At 48.8% G+C, this 15616-nt stretch carries 13 protein-coding genes; 8 read left to right on the forward strand and 5 right to left on the reverse strand.

All coding sequences use genetic code 11. The annotated features are described in order from the left end of the window. Positions 1–3: 3 nt before the first annotated feature. Entirely contained in the window at positions 4–1413 is a 1410-nt protein-coding gene (locus tag HW560_RS12960; protein ID WP_256222357.1) for a HAMP domain-containing sensor histidine kinase, read from the reverse strand. Next, on the reverse strand, positions 1410–2081 hold the full coding sequence (locus tag HW560_RS12965) for a response regulator transcription factor (RefSeq protein WP_090903893.1): 672 nt from the start codon (positions 2079–2081) through the stop codon (positions 1410–1412). Before HW560_RS12965 ends, HW560_RS12960 begins: the two co-directional genes overlap by 4 nt. Positions 2082–2263: 182 nt before the next feature. Here HW560_RS12965 and HW560_RS12970 point away from each other — a divergent pair, with 182 nt between their 5' ends. Next, positions 2264–3085 (forward strand): hypothetical protein, encoded by an 822-nt coding sequence (locus HW560_RS12970; RefSeq protein WP_179263329.1) that lies wholly within the window; start codon positions 2264–2266, stop codon positions 3083–3085. A gap of 131 nt (positions 3086–3216) precedes the next feature. Then, positions 3217–3783, forward strand: a complete 567-nt coding sequence (locus tag HW560_RS12975; RefSeq protein ID WP_179263331.1) for a hypothetical protein — start codon at positions 3217–3219, stop codon at positions 3781–3783. Positions 3784–3919: 136 nt separating this feature from the next. Here the strand turns inward: HW560_RS12975 and HW560_RS12980 are convergent, their stop codons facing one another. Further along, the gene (locus HW560_RS12980; RefSeq protein ID WP_179263333.1) at positions 3920–4696 is read right to left on the reverse strand and encodes an AraC family transcriptional regulator; all 777 of its coding nucleotides are present in this window, start codon (positions 4694–4696) and stop codon (positions 3920–3922) included. Positions 4697–4717: 21 nt separating this feature from the next. After that, positions 4718–5299 (reverse strand): LysE family translocator, encoded by a 582-nt coding sequence (locus tag HW560_RS12985; RefSeq protein ID WP_179263335.1) that lies wholly within the window; start codon positions 5297–5299, stop codon positions 4718–4720. 196 nt (positions 5300–5495) lie between these two features. On the opposite strand from HW560_RS12985, the gene HW560_RS12990 reads away from it, so the two are divergent. From HW560_RS12990 to mmsB, 6 genes are all read left to right on the forward strand, one after another. Beyond that, positions 5496–6503 (forward strand): substrate-binding domain-containing protein, encoded by a 1008-nt coding sequence (locus tag HW560_RS12990; RefSeq protein WP_110002013.1) that lies wholly within the window; start codon positions 5496–5498, stop codon positions 6501–6503. Positions 6504–6594: 91 nt separating this feature from the next. After that, positions 6595–8469, forward strand: a complete 1875-nt coding sequence (locus HW560_RS12995) for a cache domain-containing sensor histidine kinase (RefSeq protein WP_257032012.1) — start codon at positions 6595–6597, stop codon at positions 8467–8469. Positions 8470–8510: 41 nt separating this feature from the next. Further along, entirely contained in the window at positions 8511–9776 is a 1266-nt protein-coding gene (locus tag HW560_RS13000) for a response regulator transcription factor (protein WP_257032013.1), read from the forward strand. Between the two features lie 315 nt (positions 9777–10091). Then, positions 10092–11177 carry a multiple monosaccharide ABC transporter substrate-binding protein gene (gene chvE / locus HW560_RS13005; RefSeq protein ID WP_090903886.1) on the forward strand — a complete coding sequence of 362 codons (1086 nt, stop codon included), beginning with the start codon at positions 10092–10094 and terminating at the stop codon, positions 11175–11177. Between the two features lie 21 nt (positions 11178–11198). Beyond that, positions 11199–12749, forward strand: coding sequence for a multiple monosaccharide ABC transporter ATP-binding protein (gene mmsA, locus HW560_RS13010; RefSeq protein WP_110001923.1), 1551 nt, complete (start codon positions 11199–11201; stop codon positions 12747–12749). Continuing rightward, positions 12733–13896 carry a multiple monosaccharide ABC transporter permease gene (gene mmsB, locus HW560_RS13015; protein ID WP_110001922.1) on the forward strand — a complete coding sequence of 388 codons (1164 nt, stop codon included), beginning with the start codon at positions 12733–12735 and terminating at the stop codon, positions 13894–13896. The genes mmsA and mmsB overlap by 17 nt, the downstream gene beginning before the upstream one ends. A 145-nt stretch (positions 13897–14041) precedes the next feature. Here the strand turns inward: mmsB and mgtE are convergent, their stop codons facing one another. Next, complete coding sequence (gene mgtE, locus HW560_RS13020; RefSeq protein ID WP_179263340.1) at positions 14042–15409, reverse strand: magnesium transporter; 1368 nt, start codon at positions 15407–15409, stop codon at positions 14042–14044. Positions 15410–15616 lie beyond the last annotated feature (207 nt).

Here is a 15616-nt window from a genome sequence, read left to right on the forward strand (position 1 = left end):
CTTTCAGAATGCAGATGTGGGAAGCAGGACAGTTACGGTCGTTCCTTCATCCACACGGCTATCGATGAATATTAGCCCGTTGTATCGTTTAACGAGGCGTTCTGCAATGGCGAGTCCCAAGCCGGTCCCCCCTTGTTCGCGAATACGTGCCTTATCAACACGGTAGAAGCGGTCAAAAACATACGGCAAATCCTCTGCCGGAATGCCCATGCCTTTATCAGTAACCTGAATACATACATCGTTGTCACGTCGTATTCCTTGAACCCGAATCTCTTTGGTAACCGGTGAATATTTAACGGCATTATCAACCAAAATCCTTAGAATCTGCTCCATGTGCTGAGGAAGTATCTTCACTTCAATACCGGATATGAATTCCATATGAATGTCAAAGGCAGCATCCGGGTGCAGCTGCACAACATTGGCAAGCGCATGCTGTACCGTCTGGCGAAGATCGACAGCAGCTTCCATTGCAATGTGTCCAGACTCGGCCTGACTAAGTAATAACAGTTCATTCACTATCGTTTTTAACCGGGTAAGCTCCTGAGCCGAAACATCCAGGGATTCATTCAAAATATCCGGGTCATGCTTGCCCCAACGTTTCAACAGGTTAATATGTCCTTCAATGATGGCCACTGGTGTACGCAACTCGTGCGAGGCATCTTCCACAAACTGCTTTTGTTGCTGAAACGAAAGCTCCAGCTCATCCATTAGGCGGTTAAACATTCGAGCGAGGTTGGTCAACTCATCATGCTGATCCGGCACATCCACGCGTTTATGAAGTCCCTTCTGCTGAATCTGGATCATCGTTGCATTCATGGTCGTAATAGGCTTCACGAACTGTCGTGAAAGGACACTTGCGCCCAGAATGCTTAAACCGACAGCAGCAATTCCCCCGCCAAACATGACCAGCAGCAGCATATCGCTTAGTTTATCGGTATTTTCCAGATTGGTTACCATCTCAATCGTTCCGCTAAAATTCGTGGTGATGAGTGGTGATCTCATAATGAGCAGATGATCTTCGTAATGCCAGGCATTAATCAGAACGCGTTTTTGCACTGCTTGCGGCTCCACCCACTGTTCAGGAAGACGATCGGTTACTTTAAGAAGCACCGTTCCTTCCTGATCCAGAATGCGGATCATCTGATTCTCTTGATTGAACTTTGTCATAAAAGAACGGTAATCTGCAATTTCTGCTGCTGACACATCTTTTTCTAGCAGGTAGATTTCCATCTCATTCATGCTTTTTTCCATACTTTTCTGTTCCTGATCAATGAGCCATTTATTAATTACAAAGTATTGAACGATGTTATACACAATAAACAGCGTGATCAGCAGCAGTGAAATCCAGATCGTCAATTTCCAGCGGATAGACCAATGGGAGCGGGGAAGGAATGTTCGAATCCAGCGCATCATTTCTGAATTCCATAACCCAAGCCTCGTATCGTTTGCACAAAGCTGTTGGAGCCCACACCATCGATTTTACTGCGCAAATAACTGATATAGACATCTACCACATTGGTCTCCACGTCAGCATCGTATCCCCACACCAGATCCAGAAGCATCTCCCGGGTCATGACTCGGCCTATATTTTGCATGAGGATGACGAGCAGGTCGAATTCACGCCGGGTTAATTCAACAGCCTCTCCGTCTTTCTTGAACATGCGCGCCTCCAGGTCCAGCTGCAATCCATGATGAATCAGTACGGAATGCTCGCTGCCGCTGTTGGAACGGCGAAACAAGGACCTCATCCGTGCCAGAAGCTCTTCAATGGCAAAGGGCTTAGGAATATAATCATCGGCTCCGCTGTCGAGTCCCATGACCCGATCCATGACACCATCCCGAGCCGTAATCATAATAATGGGTGTTTGTTTGATATTGCGTATTCTTCTGCACACCTCTACGCCGTTAAGGCCGGGCAGCATCAGATCGAGCAGGATCAGATCCCACTCCTGTTCCAGTGCCAGTTCAAGTCCGCTTCTTCCATCGTAGGCTACACTGACCGTGTAGGCTTCATGTTGCAATTCCAGTTCTATAAAACGAGCCAGATTTTTCTCATCTTCAATCAGCAATATATTTCTCATCAGAATCGGTCCTTCCTTAAATTTGGAAGCATCAGATCGAGCTTACAGGTTAAGCTTACCAAGTCCAGTGTACAACATTCAAATTGGAAAACATTAAAAAAAGTAATGTAGTTTTCTTATCAAATTTTAATGAAAAATGTCTAGACTGGACTTAACCCCAGTACGAGAGAGAAGTGGTCATAATGAGCCAGTCCAATATCAAGCCTGAACAAGCTAAGAGTGCATCCAAAACTTCAAGAAAGAAAAAATCATCCGGGATGGGGTGGCTTATTGCCCTGATCTGCATTGGCGCTGCAGGAGCAGCGGCATTTTTCCTGATTCCTTCGGTCAAGGACACTGTGCTGCATACCGTAGAGAATGCAGCTGGAGTCCATGCCACATTGCCTGATGTATCTGCCAAACCAGTCAGTCAAGCTCAGAAAACGCTACCCGGAGCTTCGTCGAAAGCACAGCAATCCGTTCAGTCACAGGCTACAGCTTCCATAACCTCGACGCTGCCAACTGTACCTTCAACAGATCATATTGCGGCAGCTAAGGACATCGCCAGAACTTATGCCGATATGCCTCCAAGCAAGGCTGCAGCGGCACTTGCACCATTGACCGATCTGGAGATTGTGTATGCCATGACCGAGATGTCCACAGAACAGCGAGCTAAAATATGGAGTAAAATGGACCCGGATCGAGTTGGCATCCTTTCGGTGCAAATGAAACCTCGTTCGGTGGTTACGGATCATGAGCTTGCGCTCATTCAGCGTAAAATCAATAAGCAAAACAGCGACATCGCCAGTCAATCAGTCCAGGAACTAGTACATACCTTCTCAAAAATGCCTTCCCCACGTGCTGCCAAGCTGATTCAAAAATTATTCCAGACCGATACCGTCAAAACGATAGATATTTTGAAGAAAATGGATGTAAATACGCGAGCGAGTATTTTAACCGTGATGTCCGGTGACTCGGTTATGACAGAAACGGCAAAACAGATTTCTCAGTCATTTCTGAAATAATGAAAAGGCTGGTGGATCACCAACCAAGCGATAGATCGAAAAAATCCCCATAAAGGGGATTTTTTGGTGTGTTATACTATTCCATAATGATAGCGAGTGGCGTTCAATTCAAAAACAGAAGGGGAAAAGTAATGAAGCGTATAATGATCGTAGCGTTCGTTCTGCTGTTTATTACAGCCGGATTGGCGTTGGTACCGGATGGCCGAGCTTATGCCTGCAGCTGTGTAGAAGCGAATGCCCAAGAGAAACTGAAGACGTCCACGGCGGTTTTTACAGGTAAAGTGGTAAAGAAGGGCGGAACACAAATATTCAGCCCTGACAGGTTGAGAGCATATACCTTTGACGTGGACACTGCATGGAAGGGTGTTTCTTCTAAACGAATGACCGTCATGGGAAATGATGCCGGTTCGGAATCTTGTGGGATTCAATTGGAGAAAGACCAGTCCTATCTGATCTTTGCTTATCAGAATAAAATGGACAATAAACTGCATACGAATCTTTGCAGTGGCAATGTTTCCGTTGATCAAGCTGGAGACGCGTTGAAGCTGCTGGGAGCAGGAAAAGCAGTGAGTCAGGATGATTTTGGAGAAGCGGATCATGGAAGAAGTTGGTCATTTTATTTCATAATATATGGTGGGGTTATTCTATTGCTTATATTGGTAAGTGGCTGGATCTGGAGAAGGAAGAAGCGCGCCTGATGTTAAGATCTGATTCAAGGGGAAATGGTATAACGGGAACGAACGAAAAAATAAATCCCCGTGTGGAACGTTTGAGATAAGCTCGCGTTCCATGCGGGGATTTTATACATTTGGTCGGATAATCGTACCGATTCAATTAGTTTAACTGCAGCATATATTCATAAGCCGTGATCCCGAATACTCGTTTAAAGTGTCTGTTCAGATGAGTCAGATCAACAAAACCACATTCGGCTACAGCGGAGTAAACATCCTTGTGCGTTTCAATGGACTGTCTGGCACGCTCCACCTTGCAATTCAGAAAAAACTGGTAAGGTGAAATGCCGGCATGGGACTTGAACTCGCGGATAAATTGAAACTTGGACATGTTGAATTCTGCACACAGGTCGTCCAGCTTCAGCACATCTTCTATACTGCAAAACATCATTTCTTTCGCTTTTCGCACCAGATTGTCCTGAGGCCGCCATAGCTTGGTGTCCATTTCCGACTGGGACAGCAGTTGCAACAGGTCAAAGAGCAGTTCACTGCACTTGGCTTCATCCTGTCCGTTTTGAACGGCATCATTCAGCATCAGGATGCTTCGTGCAAGCACAGGGTCATAGACAATCGGGCTATTAAAACGCAATTCCTTCTTCCCAAGAACCTCTTCGACCAAATCGGGCTTCAGATAAAGCATGACATAGTCTATGCCAGCCTTGTCATAGGAGCTTCCATCATGGGACTGTTCCCGGTTGAATAACATCACGCCGTTTTTGTGGGAGGCCTGATAGTGTCCGTCCAGATGGTATTGCTGAATACCGCGAAGCGTTACTCCAACCGCATATTCCTCGTGACAATGTTTTTTATAGGTGAAATCCGTAAAGCTGGCGGATAGAGCCAAGACGTCCTGTGATTTCTTATAGTTAAACAATTCCATGCTGTACACACCTCCCGCGCGTTAGATGATTCCCGAGACCATAATGGCTGAGTATATCAAAAAAAGAGCCATAAGGATACTCACTGCTTTTTGATGACGATTGAGTAACGTTCTGAAGACGGAGCCAAATACGACCCAACTGGAATAGGCGAAGAAGCCGATGATGGTAATGATGATTACGAACAAAAACGTGGACATGGTGCTGTCGTAGTACGGCAGCACATAGCTGGGAATAACTGTGAACGTGAACAGAACTACTTTTGGATTCACAAACTGCATGATTAAACCGTTCAGAAACCCCGTAACTTGCTTCGATGCCGTCTCGGTGGAACCCATTTTATAGACTTGATAAGCCAGATATATCATATAAACACTACCCACGATCTGCATCACTTGGAGAATGCCAGGCAATATCTCAGCGAGAAGGTGATTGAGAAGAGCAGAAGCAGCAAGTAACACGCCAAATGCAACGGTGGCTCCCCACACATACTCCATCGTTTTCCGGGGACCCACCTGCCCGACGGAAGTGAGAATCACAATATTGCTGGGGCCAGGTGTAAACGTAACGACAATACAATAGATGAAAAAAGATGTAAGATTCATAGGGCCTCCCCAAGTTGTAGTTACATGATCATACTGCGGGGAGGCATTGGCTTATAGTACATTATTGCAGCAGAGTGCACATGAGCAGGAAAAGAAAGATGAATTCCGAATAGGGAGGGCTGTTTCCTTTTTACATGATTGCGTTTACAATTTAAGCAGAATGTTGACTGCGACACCACTTGAGGAAGTGAATGGAATGAAAAAAATGCTGCTGGTTTATATTTTGCTAATCTCGGCGTTTGTATTGTATGTACTTCGGTTCGAATATTCCAGTCAGGTGAATGGCTCCTGGGAAGACCGGGGGCTACGCGGGGATATCGGCGAAACGTACATCATGATTACATTCCAGTCCGGCCTGGAATATTGGAAGAGTCCCTTGAAAGGTTTCGAGGATGCCGGGGATGCGCTTGGCGTAACCGTAGAATACCGTGGAGCGACCCGGTATGATGCGAAGGAGCAGACAACGGTGATTGAGCAGGCTATTGCACGCAAGCCCGCGGGAATCGCCATATCTGCCATCGACCCGCAATCGCTGATCCCGGCCATTAATAAAGCACTGGACGCGGATATACCGGTGGTGCTGTTTGATGCCGATGCACCGGGAAGCCGGGCGTATTCTTTTCTCGGGACGGACAATTACAGGGCGGGTGTGACGGCTGCTGATAAAATGGCCGAGCTGATGGCCCGTGAAGGTGAAGTCGCCGTGCTGACCCTGCCGGGGCAGCAGAATCATGAGGAACGGACCAAGGGGTTCCGCGATACGATTGAGCAGCGGTATCCCTCAATGAAGGTGGTTGAAGTCGCGGATGGACACGGAGATACGATCGTATCGAGAGACGAGACGCTTAGAATGATGAAGGCTCATCCGAAGCTGGCAGGGATTTTTGTGACCGAGGCGACCGGAGGGGCAGGTGCAGGTGAAGCTGTCCAAAATTCAAGTGAAGGCCGTTCGCTCAAAATTATATCCTTTGATACCAACAAGGCTACACTGGATATGATTAAGAGCGGCACGATTTCGGCTACAATTGCGCAGGGAACCTGGAACATGGGATACTGGTCGCTTCAATATTTGTTCCATCTGCATCATCAGCTAACCGTACCTGCGCCATCCTCCTCCGGTGAGAATGCACCGCTGCCAGTGACGGTGGACACCGGAATTTCCGTGGTGACAAGCGTGAATGTGGATGATTATTATGCCAAATAAACAGAATCAGAATCAACAGAATAGTTCCTTGATACGGGCACCCATTCGTCTCTGGATGAAGAGGAGCCTGTACCGTTTGCGCTTACGCAATATGCAGCTGCGTTATCAGCTGATGCTGCTCTTTTTGTTATTTGCCATCGTACCTTCCGTAGGTCTGGGATTGTTAGTGAACTGGACGGTGGAACGGATTGTTGAGCGACAGGTGGAGGGTCATACAATGCAGCTCATTGGCAAAGTGAATGAAGCACTCGACAGCAAGATGGAGAACCTGCAAAACATGACGTATCTGATTGCCTTTGATCCGGATATTATCGCTTTTATGCAAGGAAAAACAACATCGGATAACGATCCAGGTACCGGCACCGGCACCGACACAATTGCTTCCAAGAAGGAACGAAATGTGTCGGATCAGGATCAGCTGTATGGAATTAAGCAAACCTTGCAGGGCTTCACGACGTTGTATCCTGAGATTGCCGGAATCGTTCTTGCTAATGGACGCGGTGACTATATCAGTAATGAGATGTACCCCCGTGGGAGGCAAAGCCTGACCCGGGAGGACTGGTACAGGAGGGCTGCGGCGAATCCGGGCATTTTTACAGTGCTGGGTCAGCCGCTGGATCGCAATATTACAACACACGTACAGTATAAGGATAATGAGATCGTATCCGTTGCCCGTTCCATAACGGATGAAGCCTCGGGACGTGTACTGGGCGTCATTATGATTGACCTCAAGCTGAGAACCGTCTCTCAGGCTGCAAGGAATGTCACTTTGGGGAAATCCGGTTATGTGATGGTGACGGATGCAGAAGGACGGAGCGTCTATATGCCGGAGCATCCGTTGGTGGAACAGATTCCCGCAGAATGGTTTCCATCCGGTGACAGCGGGACGTTTAATGCTGAAGCGGACGGGAGGGAGCTGTTATTCCTCTATCAGTCCTCCGCGTTTACGGGGTGGAGAACGGTAGGCGTATTTCCTGCACGGGAATCGACCACGGAGGTGCGTCAGATTCAGTTTTATGTGGTCAGCTTTGTGTTTGTGGTGTGTTTATTCGGTCTGAGCGCCTCCTTGTGGTTCTCGCGTTCCATTGCGCAGCCCATTTTCCGGCTTATGTCTTACATGCGCAGAGCGGAGACGGGCAATCTCATGGCGGGCCGCTGGAGCGACCGCGCCGATGAGATCGGTATGCTGGGCAGAAGCTTTAACCGAATGCTGGTTCAGATCCGGCAGCTTATATCCCTGAATGAACTGAAGGAACGGCAGAAAAGGGAGGCCGAAATGCGCAGCCTGCAGGAGCATATCAAACCTCATTTTTTATACAATACATTGGATACGATCCATTGGATGGCTCGCAAAGAAGGCGCGGACGATGTATCCGAGATGGTTGGCGCTCTCTCCAGACTGTTTCGCATCGGCCTTAGCAAAGGCAATGACTTCATCCCTTTGCATGCCGAGCTTGAGCATATAACCAGTTACTTGCAAATTCAACAGACCCGATACCGTGATCGTCTACAGTACGAATTGATCGTACCGGAGGATATGCGTGAGTTGTTTGTGCTCAAGCTGCTGCTCCAACCCCTCGTGGAAAATGCCATCTATCATGGAATCAAAGGCAGACGAGGGCCAGGCAAAATCCGGGTGGAGGCCAAAACAGAAAACGGAAAACTGGTGCTATTGGTTCAGGACGATGGAGCGGGCATGTCCGGTGAACGGCTTGCGGAGATGGAGCAGCTGCTAGCAGCGCCTTTGGAAAGTATGGAAACCGCGTCGTCGTCCGGGAAGGCTGGCAAGAGCTATGGCATGTTGAACGTACAGGCCCGTCTGCGGCTTTCCTTTGGTGAAGAATATGGCATTATGCTGGGCAGTAGAGAAGGAGAAGGCACCAGTGTGACGATCATTCACCCGCTGCTGCGGCAGCTTCCGCCAGCGGGTTCACTGGACAGGGAAGAGGGGGAGGAGATCGAATGAAAAAGTTCAATACACAGACAACATGGACGTCAGCGGATGAGATGACAGCTTTGGCTACGACAGAGACAGGGAATTTGGAGAAGCGTTACCGGGTGCTGATTGCCGATGATGAGCCCATTATTCGGGAGGGGATTCGGGATTCAACCGACTGGACAGCACTGGGCATGGAGGTTGCCGGAGAAGCAGAGGATGGCGAGGAAGCGCTGGAACTGGCTAGAGGTCTGGGTGTGGATATCATCTTGGTTGATATGAACATGCCCTTTCTGAACGGGATCGATCTGATTCGCCGCCTTCAGGTCGACTGTCCGAATTGCCGCTGTGTGATCGTGTCCGGACATGATGAATTTGCTTATGCCCAGGAGGCGGTTCGGCTAGGGGTAGAGGATTATATTTTGAAGCCTGTACAGGCAGAACAGCTGTATTCGGCGCTTGCACGTCTGCGTCAGCGGTTGGATGAAGAACGGAAGCGTACGGCGTATGTGAGACAGGCTGCGGATCAGATTGAACGCAATATCCCACTGCTGCGCCAACGCTTTTGTCTGGAGTGGCTGGAAGGACAGGCGGAGGAAAAGAAGCTGACCGAGCAGCTCTCGTTTTTGCGTCTGCCCTCTGCGCCGCCAGTGCAGATCGGAATCGTGCGTTGGCCTGCGGCAGAAGCAAGACAGACCATTATGCGGGAAAATGATCGTCAATTGTTCCTTTTTGCTGTGGAAAATATTATCAGTGAGCTGCTGACGGACCTGTCTCATGTACTGTTCAGGGAACCGAACGGGTTAATTGGCATATGTCTGTGGCAGGCGGCTTCGGCAGATATGGAGTCCACGATTGAACAGTCCGTCAGTTCCGCTCTGAACATTGCCGTTCACGTCCATATGGAGACGCACATGGGTACGTTGAAGGAAGCGCCGGATACCTATCGCGAGTGTCGTGAAGTTATATATGGACAAGCCCGTTTGTCCCCGCTGGTTCGCCGGGCACGCCAGCTTATTCAAGAGGACTATACGGATCGGAATCTGACGCTGGAGTCGCTCGCTTCCCGCCTGCAAGTATCTGCTGTGTATTTGAGCCGGGTGCTCAAGAAAGAGCTGAACGACTCCTTCGTGACACTTGTCACGCATGCCCGCATCCGTAAGGCTGTGCAGCTGCTGGACTCTACGTCATTGCCTGTCCACCGGATTGCAGAGCATGTAGGGTACGATACGCAGCATTATTTTAGTACCGCGTTCAAAAAAACGATGGGCATCTCGCCTGTACAGTATCGCAAAGGCGGTGGTACAAGAGAGGGAGTCTCATCGGAGTGTGAATAGGCTGGTTTAAAAAGGGTTTCTCATCAAGGGATTTGTTCTGCTTGTATCAAGCGGAGCGGGTCCTTTTTTGTTGTTAGCCGATGTCTGAATGATTTATTCCGTACAACAGGCCTGTTCTTCACCTGATCCTTGAACCCGTTGGTTACAAAAGTTAAAAATTTATAAAAAAGGTTCAAATGCAGCAAAGACCTTCCTGTTCCGTGATGATAAGATGGGTCTCAGACAGGAACAACAGCTTGTATGTATCGGATGCATTGTAAGCGTTATCTTATCATTCATTCAAGTCCGTATGATTTGAGGAAAGGGGAAGTTCATATGAAAAAAGGAGCACTGATCATCTGGCTGCTGGTGATGACCTTGATGCTCTCTGCCTGCAACCTGGCTGAGAGTGAAACTGGCAGCAAGGAAAAAGGGTATGTCGGCATCTCGATGCCAACGAAATCCTCCGAACGCTGGGTTGGCGACGGGGAGAACATGGTTCGTCTTTTTCAGGAGCAGGGGTATAAAACCGATTTGCAGTACGCAGAAGACGTGGTGGAGAATCAAATCTCACAGATTGAGAACATGATCACCAAGGGTGTGGACGTGATGGTGATTGCGTCTGTTGACGGCAATACGCTGACGGATGTCATCAAGAAGGCGCATGACCAGGGCATACAGGTCATTTCGTATGACCGCCTGATACGCAACACTCCCTATTTGACGTATTACGCGACCTTTGACAATTTCAAGGTCGGCGTGCTCCAGGCGTCCTACATTGAACAGAAGCTGGGGCTCAAAGAGGGCAAAGGTCCTTATAACATTGAGCTGTTTGGCGGTTCTCCAGATGACAACAACGCCTACTTCTTTTTCGACGGCGCGATGTCGGTCCTGAAGCCATACATGGATTCCGGCAAGCTGATTGTACGAAGCAAGCAGACCACGATGGCCCAGATTGCGACGCTGCGCTGGGATGGCGCCTTGGCCCAATCGCGAATGGATAATTTGCTCAGTGCCTATTATTCGGCAGATAACCTGGATGCGGTGTTATCCCCGTATGACGGGATCAGTATCGGGATCATTTCATCGTTAAAAGGGGTTGGCTACGGGAAAGCGAACAAGCCTCTGCCGGTGATTACCGGTCAGGATGCCGAACTGGCTTCGATCAAGTCCATTGTGGCCGGGGAACAGACTCAGACCATATTCAAGGACACCCGCAAGCTGGCGGAGAAGACGGTAGAGATGGCCAACAGCATATTACAAGGAAAAACGGCAGAAGTGAATGATGAAAAGTCATATAACAACGGGATAAAGGTGATTCCTGCCTTTTTGCTTGACCCCATTTCTGTGGATCGCACCAACGTGGAGAAGGATATTGTGGGCAGTCAATATTACACGAAAGAAGAAATCGGACTGAAATAAAAAGTGAAAGGAGCACATCCCATGGCCGGAATAATTCTGGAAATGAAGGGCATCACCAAAACATTTCCCGGTGTAAAAGCGCTGGAAAATGTCAATCTCAAGGTCAGAGAAGGCGAGATTCATGCGTTATGCGGTGAGAATGGCGCAGGCAAATCCACGCTGATGAAGGTGCTTAGCGGTGTATATCCGCACGGAACGTATGAAGGGGATATTTTATTTCAGGGCAAAACGTGTGAGTTCAAGGACATCAAGCAAAGCGAGGATCTGGGGATTGTCATCATCCATCAGGAGCTGGCGCTCATTCCCTACCTTTCAATTGCGGAAAATATCTATCTGGGCAACGAGCGTACTAGCAAAGGCATTATCAACTGGAAAGAAACGTTTGTAGGTACAAGGGAATTACTCGGCAAGGTGGGCCTGAATGAAAATCCGAACACCCTGGTTTCCAGCATCGGTGTGGGTAAGCAGCAGCTGGTTGAAATTGCGAAAGCGCTCTCCAAAAAGGTGCGACTGCTCATTCTGGATGAGCCTACCGCGGCGTTGAACGAGGATGACAGTGAAAATCTGCTTCAGCTGATGCTGGAATTCAAGAAGCAGGGCATCGCCTGTATTCTCATTTCGCACAAGCTGAACGAGGTGTCGAAGGTGTCGGATTCAGTGACCATACTGCGGGACGGCAAGACAATCGAGACACTGGATATGAAAAAGGACAAAGTGACTGAAGACCGGATTATTAGCGGGATGGTAGGGCGTGATCTGACCAGCCGTTATCCGGAGCGTCATGCGAGCATTGGTGAAGTCATCCTGGAAGTGAAGGATTGGACCGTATATCACGAGCATCATGCCGACCGGAAGGTGCTGGATCAGATCAATATGAACATCAGACGAGGCGAGATTGTAGGCATTGCCGGTTTGATGGGAGCAGGGCGCACGGAGCTTGCGATGAGCATATTTGGCAAATCCTATGGTCGCAGCATATCGGGCCAGCTCATCAAAGAGGGCAAGCCCATTCAGAACAACAGCGTCACGGAGGCGATTCAGAACGGCTTCGCTTACGTGACAGAGGACCGCAAGGAATATGGTCTGATTCTGATGGACGATATCAAGCGGAACATTTCCCTGACGGGTCTTGGCAAGCTGACCAAAAATGCGGTGGTGAATGAACGGGAGGAAGTGCTGGTAGCCGAGGATATGAAAAAAAGCATGAATATCAAGGCACCTAGCATTTTGCAGAAAACCGGCAATCTGAGCGGAGGGAACCAGCAGAAGGTGGTGCTGAGCAAATGGATTTTTGCCGGACCGGATATTCTCATTCTGGATGAACCGACACGCGGCATCGATGTCGGAGCCAAATTCGAAATTTATACCATTATTCATCGGCTGGCCGCTGAGGGCAAGGGTGTGCTGGTGATCTCATCCGAGCTGCCGGAGGTACTGGGCCTGTGTGACCGAATCTATGTGATGAATGCCGGACGAATCACGGGAGAAGTCAGCCGGGAAGAAGCATCGCAGGAAACGTTGATGAGATATATGACCAAGTCAGGAGGCGGGAAGCATGGAAATGTTAACTAGACTGTTCAAAAACAATATACGGCAATACGGCATGATTATCGCGCTGGTTGTCATTATGCTGCTGTTTGAGGTACTGACCGGGGGACTGCTGCTCAAGCCGATCAACATTACGAATCTGATCTTGCAAAACAGTTACATTCTTGTACTTGCCATCGGTATGGTGCTTGTCATCATTACCGGACATATTGATCTCTCGGTAGGTTCGATTGCTGCTTTTGTAGGGGCGGTTGCCGCCATTATGATGGTCGATTGGCAGCTTCCGGCCTGGCTGGCGGTCATTGCTGCTTTGGTGGTCGGTGCGTTAATTGGAGCGTGGCAGGGCTTCTGGATTGCATATGTACGGATTCCGGCATTTATCGTTACCCTGGCCGGCATGCTGCTCTTCCGTGGTTTGACAATGATTGTGCTGGAGGGCCAGTCAATCTCTCCTTTTCCAGGAGGGTTTCAGAAAATAAGCTCCGGCTTCCTGCCTGATATTCAAATATCTGGCCTCGGTCTGGTATCGATCATTGTTGGTCTTGTTCTCACGGTCTGGTATATCGTAAATGAACTGCGGGAGCGCCGTTCCCAGCGAAAATACGGTTTCGAGGTTGTATCTCAGGGGCTCTTCCTGCTCAAGCTGCTGGTCGTGGCTGTAGTGACGAATTTGTTCACTTTCATGCTTGCGAGCTATGCAGGCATTCCGAATATTCTGATTCTGCTGTTTGTATTAATTGTTGTCTACTCCTTCATCATGAACCGCACCGTGATGGGGCGCCATGTATATGCACTGGGAGGCAATGAAAAGGCTGCCGGTCTGTCCGGGGTCAAAACGAAAAAAGTGACCTTCTGGGTATTTGTCAACATGGGTGTAATGGCCGCCATTTCCGGTCTGATCTTCGCGGCGCGGCTGAATGCGGCTACGCCAAGAGCCGGTACCAACTTTGAGCTGGATGCCATTGCAGCCTGCTTTATCGGCGGAGCTTCCGCTTCCGGAGGAATAGGGACCGTATTCGGTGCCATCATCGGTGGTTTGGTCATGGGGGTTCTGAACAACGGGATGTCCCTGATCGGGTTGGGTATTGACTGGCAGCAGGGCATCAAGGGTTTGGTACTGTTGCTGGCGGTAGCCTTCGATATTTATAATAAAAACAAACGATCTGCGTAGTTCTGTGTTGAAATGCAGTTTTGAAGCGGACGCCTCTAGCCTCTAGGATAGATGGAAAGGTATATCGAAATACAGAAACAGACCGTGATCCGCTGGATCGTGGTCTGTTTTCTCTGTGCACTTCTTCGTGTATGAAACAGGAGATTTACATTAAGGCATCCAGAAAACGAGTGGCGATACCGAAATAGATAAACAACGACAAAATATCATTCAGCGTTGTGATTAATGGGCCGGAGGCAACCGCAGGGTCTACTTTGAAACGACTGAGCAGAAGAGGAATGCAAGTACCAGTCAGTGTTCCAATTACGAGAGTGAAGAAAAGGGATACGCCAATAATGGCTCCGAGCAGCCAGTCACCTTGCCAGAAATAAGCGATGACCGTAATCAGCAAGCCGCATACAAGTCCAATCAGGGTGCCTACCTTAATCTCCCGTCCAATTAGCGCGAGTACTGTAGCCTTGTCCAGCTTGCGTCCAATCAAGCCGCGCACAACGACAGCAAGGGACTGCGTACCCGTATTCCCTGTCATACCGGCGATCATGGGCATGAAGAACGCCAGCGCCACAACCTGATTCAGCGTGTCCTCAAAAAAATCCACGATGCTGCCCGAGATCAGTCCGATAAATAACAATAAAATCAGCCAAGGAAGGCGACGTCTGACGGCAACTAACGGTTTGGTATCAAAATCAATGTCTTTACTGCCGCCACCCATCTTGGCGATGTCTTCACTGGCTTCGTCCATAATAATATCAATGACATCATCCATTTGGATAACACCGCATAGTCTACGGTTCTCATCCACGACAGGTAGAGCCATAAACTCATAACGCTGCAGCAGCTGTGCAGCTTCTTCCTGGTCCATATCAACTGTTGCATGGATGACACGCCGGGTCATCAGCTCTTCTACTTTGGTCTTGTCATCTGCCTGGGCAAGGGTTTGATAGCTCACGACTCCAACCAGTTTACCTTCATCGTCGGTGACATACAGATAACTGGTTGCAGGAATCAGCGTAGCCTGTGGTTCTCTCAGCGCTTCCTTTGCAGTTTCATGCGATAACAGGGTACGATAGCGATCGGTCATAATTCGTCCTGCCGTCTCCGGTGGATAGTTCAGCACGGAGCGGATAATTGAAGAGTGATCCAGATTCATCGTAGATAGCAGTTCTTCTCTGCGTTTGAGAGGCAGATCATGCATGAAGCGAATCAGATCACTTTTGTCCATTTGCTGCATGACTTCAAGGGTGCGTTCCGGGCCTAACTGTTCGAATAGATGTACCTGTTCGTGAAGCGTGAGCGCTTCTGCCATGTCGGCGAGAACGTCCGGTTTGAATAAGAGTAAGAATCGTTTTGTCTCTTGTTCAGGGAACTTTTTATATACGAGAGAAAGGTCGTAGGGATGCAGTTCTTTGGCCCATTTGTAAAACTCGGTCAAGTTTTGGGTTTGCACGAATTGCACAAGGAGCTCCGTAATCTCTTCAACCGAAACATCTTTTTTGGGATGGGATCGATTCATATGTAGTCTCCTTTCTAGATGGGTTCAACAAATGAATATTTACACTGGCACTCCGATGACAGAACAACCTTCCGATCGCTGTTATCCCCAGATTTCTTTGATTCCTTTCTGAAAAGGGAAAATCCGGGGATAGCGTATGCTTCCGATGTAGCTTTCTTTCAGAAAGCTTTTAGGCGAACGCTTCGCTTCTTCAGGTTATTTCTGTCC

The organism is Paenibacillus sp. E222, assembly GCF_013401555.1.
GTDB lineage: Bacteria > Bacillota > Bacilli > Paenibacillales > Paenibacillaceae > Paenibacillus.

Bases quoted from the DNA above. Each gene is read 5' to 3' on its own strand.
- HW560_RS12960 (WP_256222357.1), bottom strand. From the start codon at position 1,413: ATGATGCGCTGGATTCGAACATTCCTTCCCCGCTCCCATTGGTCTATC.
- HW560_RS12965 (WP_090903893.1), bottom strand. From the start codon at position 2,081: ATGAGAAATATATTGCTGATTGAAGATGAGAAAAATCTGGCTCGTTTT.
- HW560_RS12970 (WP_179263329.1), top strand. From the start codon at position 2,264: ATGAGCCAGTCCAATATCAAGCCTGAACAAGCTAAGAGTGCATCCAAA.
- HW560_RS12975 (WP_179263331.1), top strand. From the start codon at position 3,217: ATGAAGCGTATAATGATCGTAGCGTTCGTTCTGCTGTTTATTACAGCC.
- HW560_RS12980 (WP_179263333.1), bottom strand. From the start codon at position 4,696: ATGGAATTGTTTAACTATAAGAAATCACAGGACGTCTTGGCTCTATCC.
- HW560_RS12985 (WP_179263335.1), bottom strand. From the start codon at position 5,299: ATGAATCTTACATCTTTTTTCATCTATTGTATTGTCGTTACGTTTACA.
- HW560_RS12990 (WP_110002013.1), top strand. From the start codon at position 5,496: ATGAAAAAAATGCTGCTGGTTTATATTTTGCTAATCTCGGCGTTTGTA.
- HW560_RS12995 (WP_257032012.1), top strand. From the start codon at position 6,595: ATGCAGCTGCGTTATCAGCTGATGCTGCTCTTTTTGTTATTTGCCATC.
- HW560_RS13000 (WP_257032013.1), top strand. From the start codon at position 8,511: ATGACAGCTTTGGCTACGACAGAGACAGGGAATTTGGAGAAGCGTTAC.
- chvE (WP_090903886.1), top strand. From the start codon at position 10,092: ATGAAAAAAGGAGCACTGATCATCTGGCTGCTGGTGATGACCTTGATG.
- mmsA (WP_110001923.1), top strand. From the start codon at position 11,199: ATGGCCGGAATAATTCTGGAAATGAAGGGCATCACCAAAACATTTCCC.
- mmsB (WP_110001922.1), top strand. From the start codon at position 12,733: ATGGAAATGTTAACTAGACTGTTCAAAAACAATATACGGCAATACGGC.
- mgtE (WP_179263340.1), bottom strand. From the start codon at position 15,409: ATGAATCGATCCCATCCCAAAAAAGATGTTTCGGTTGAAGAGATTACG.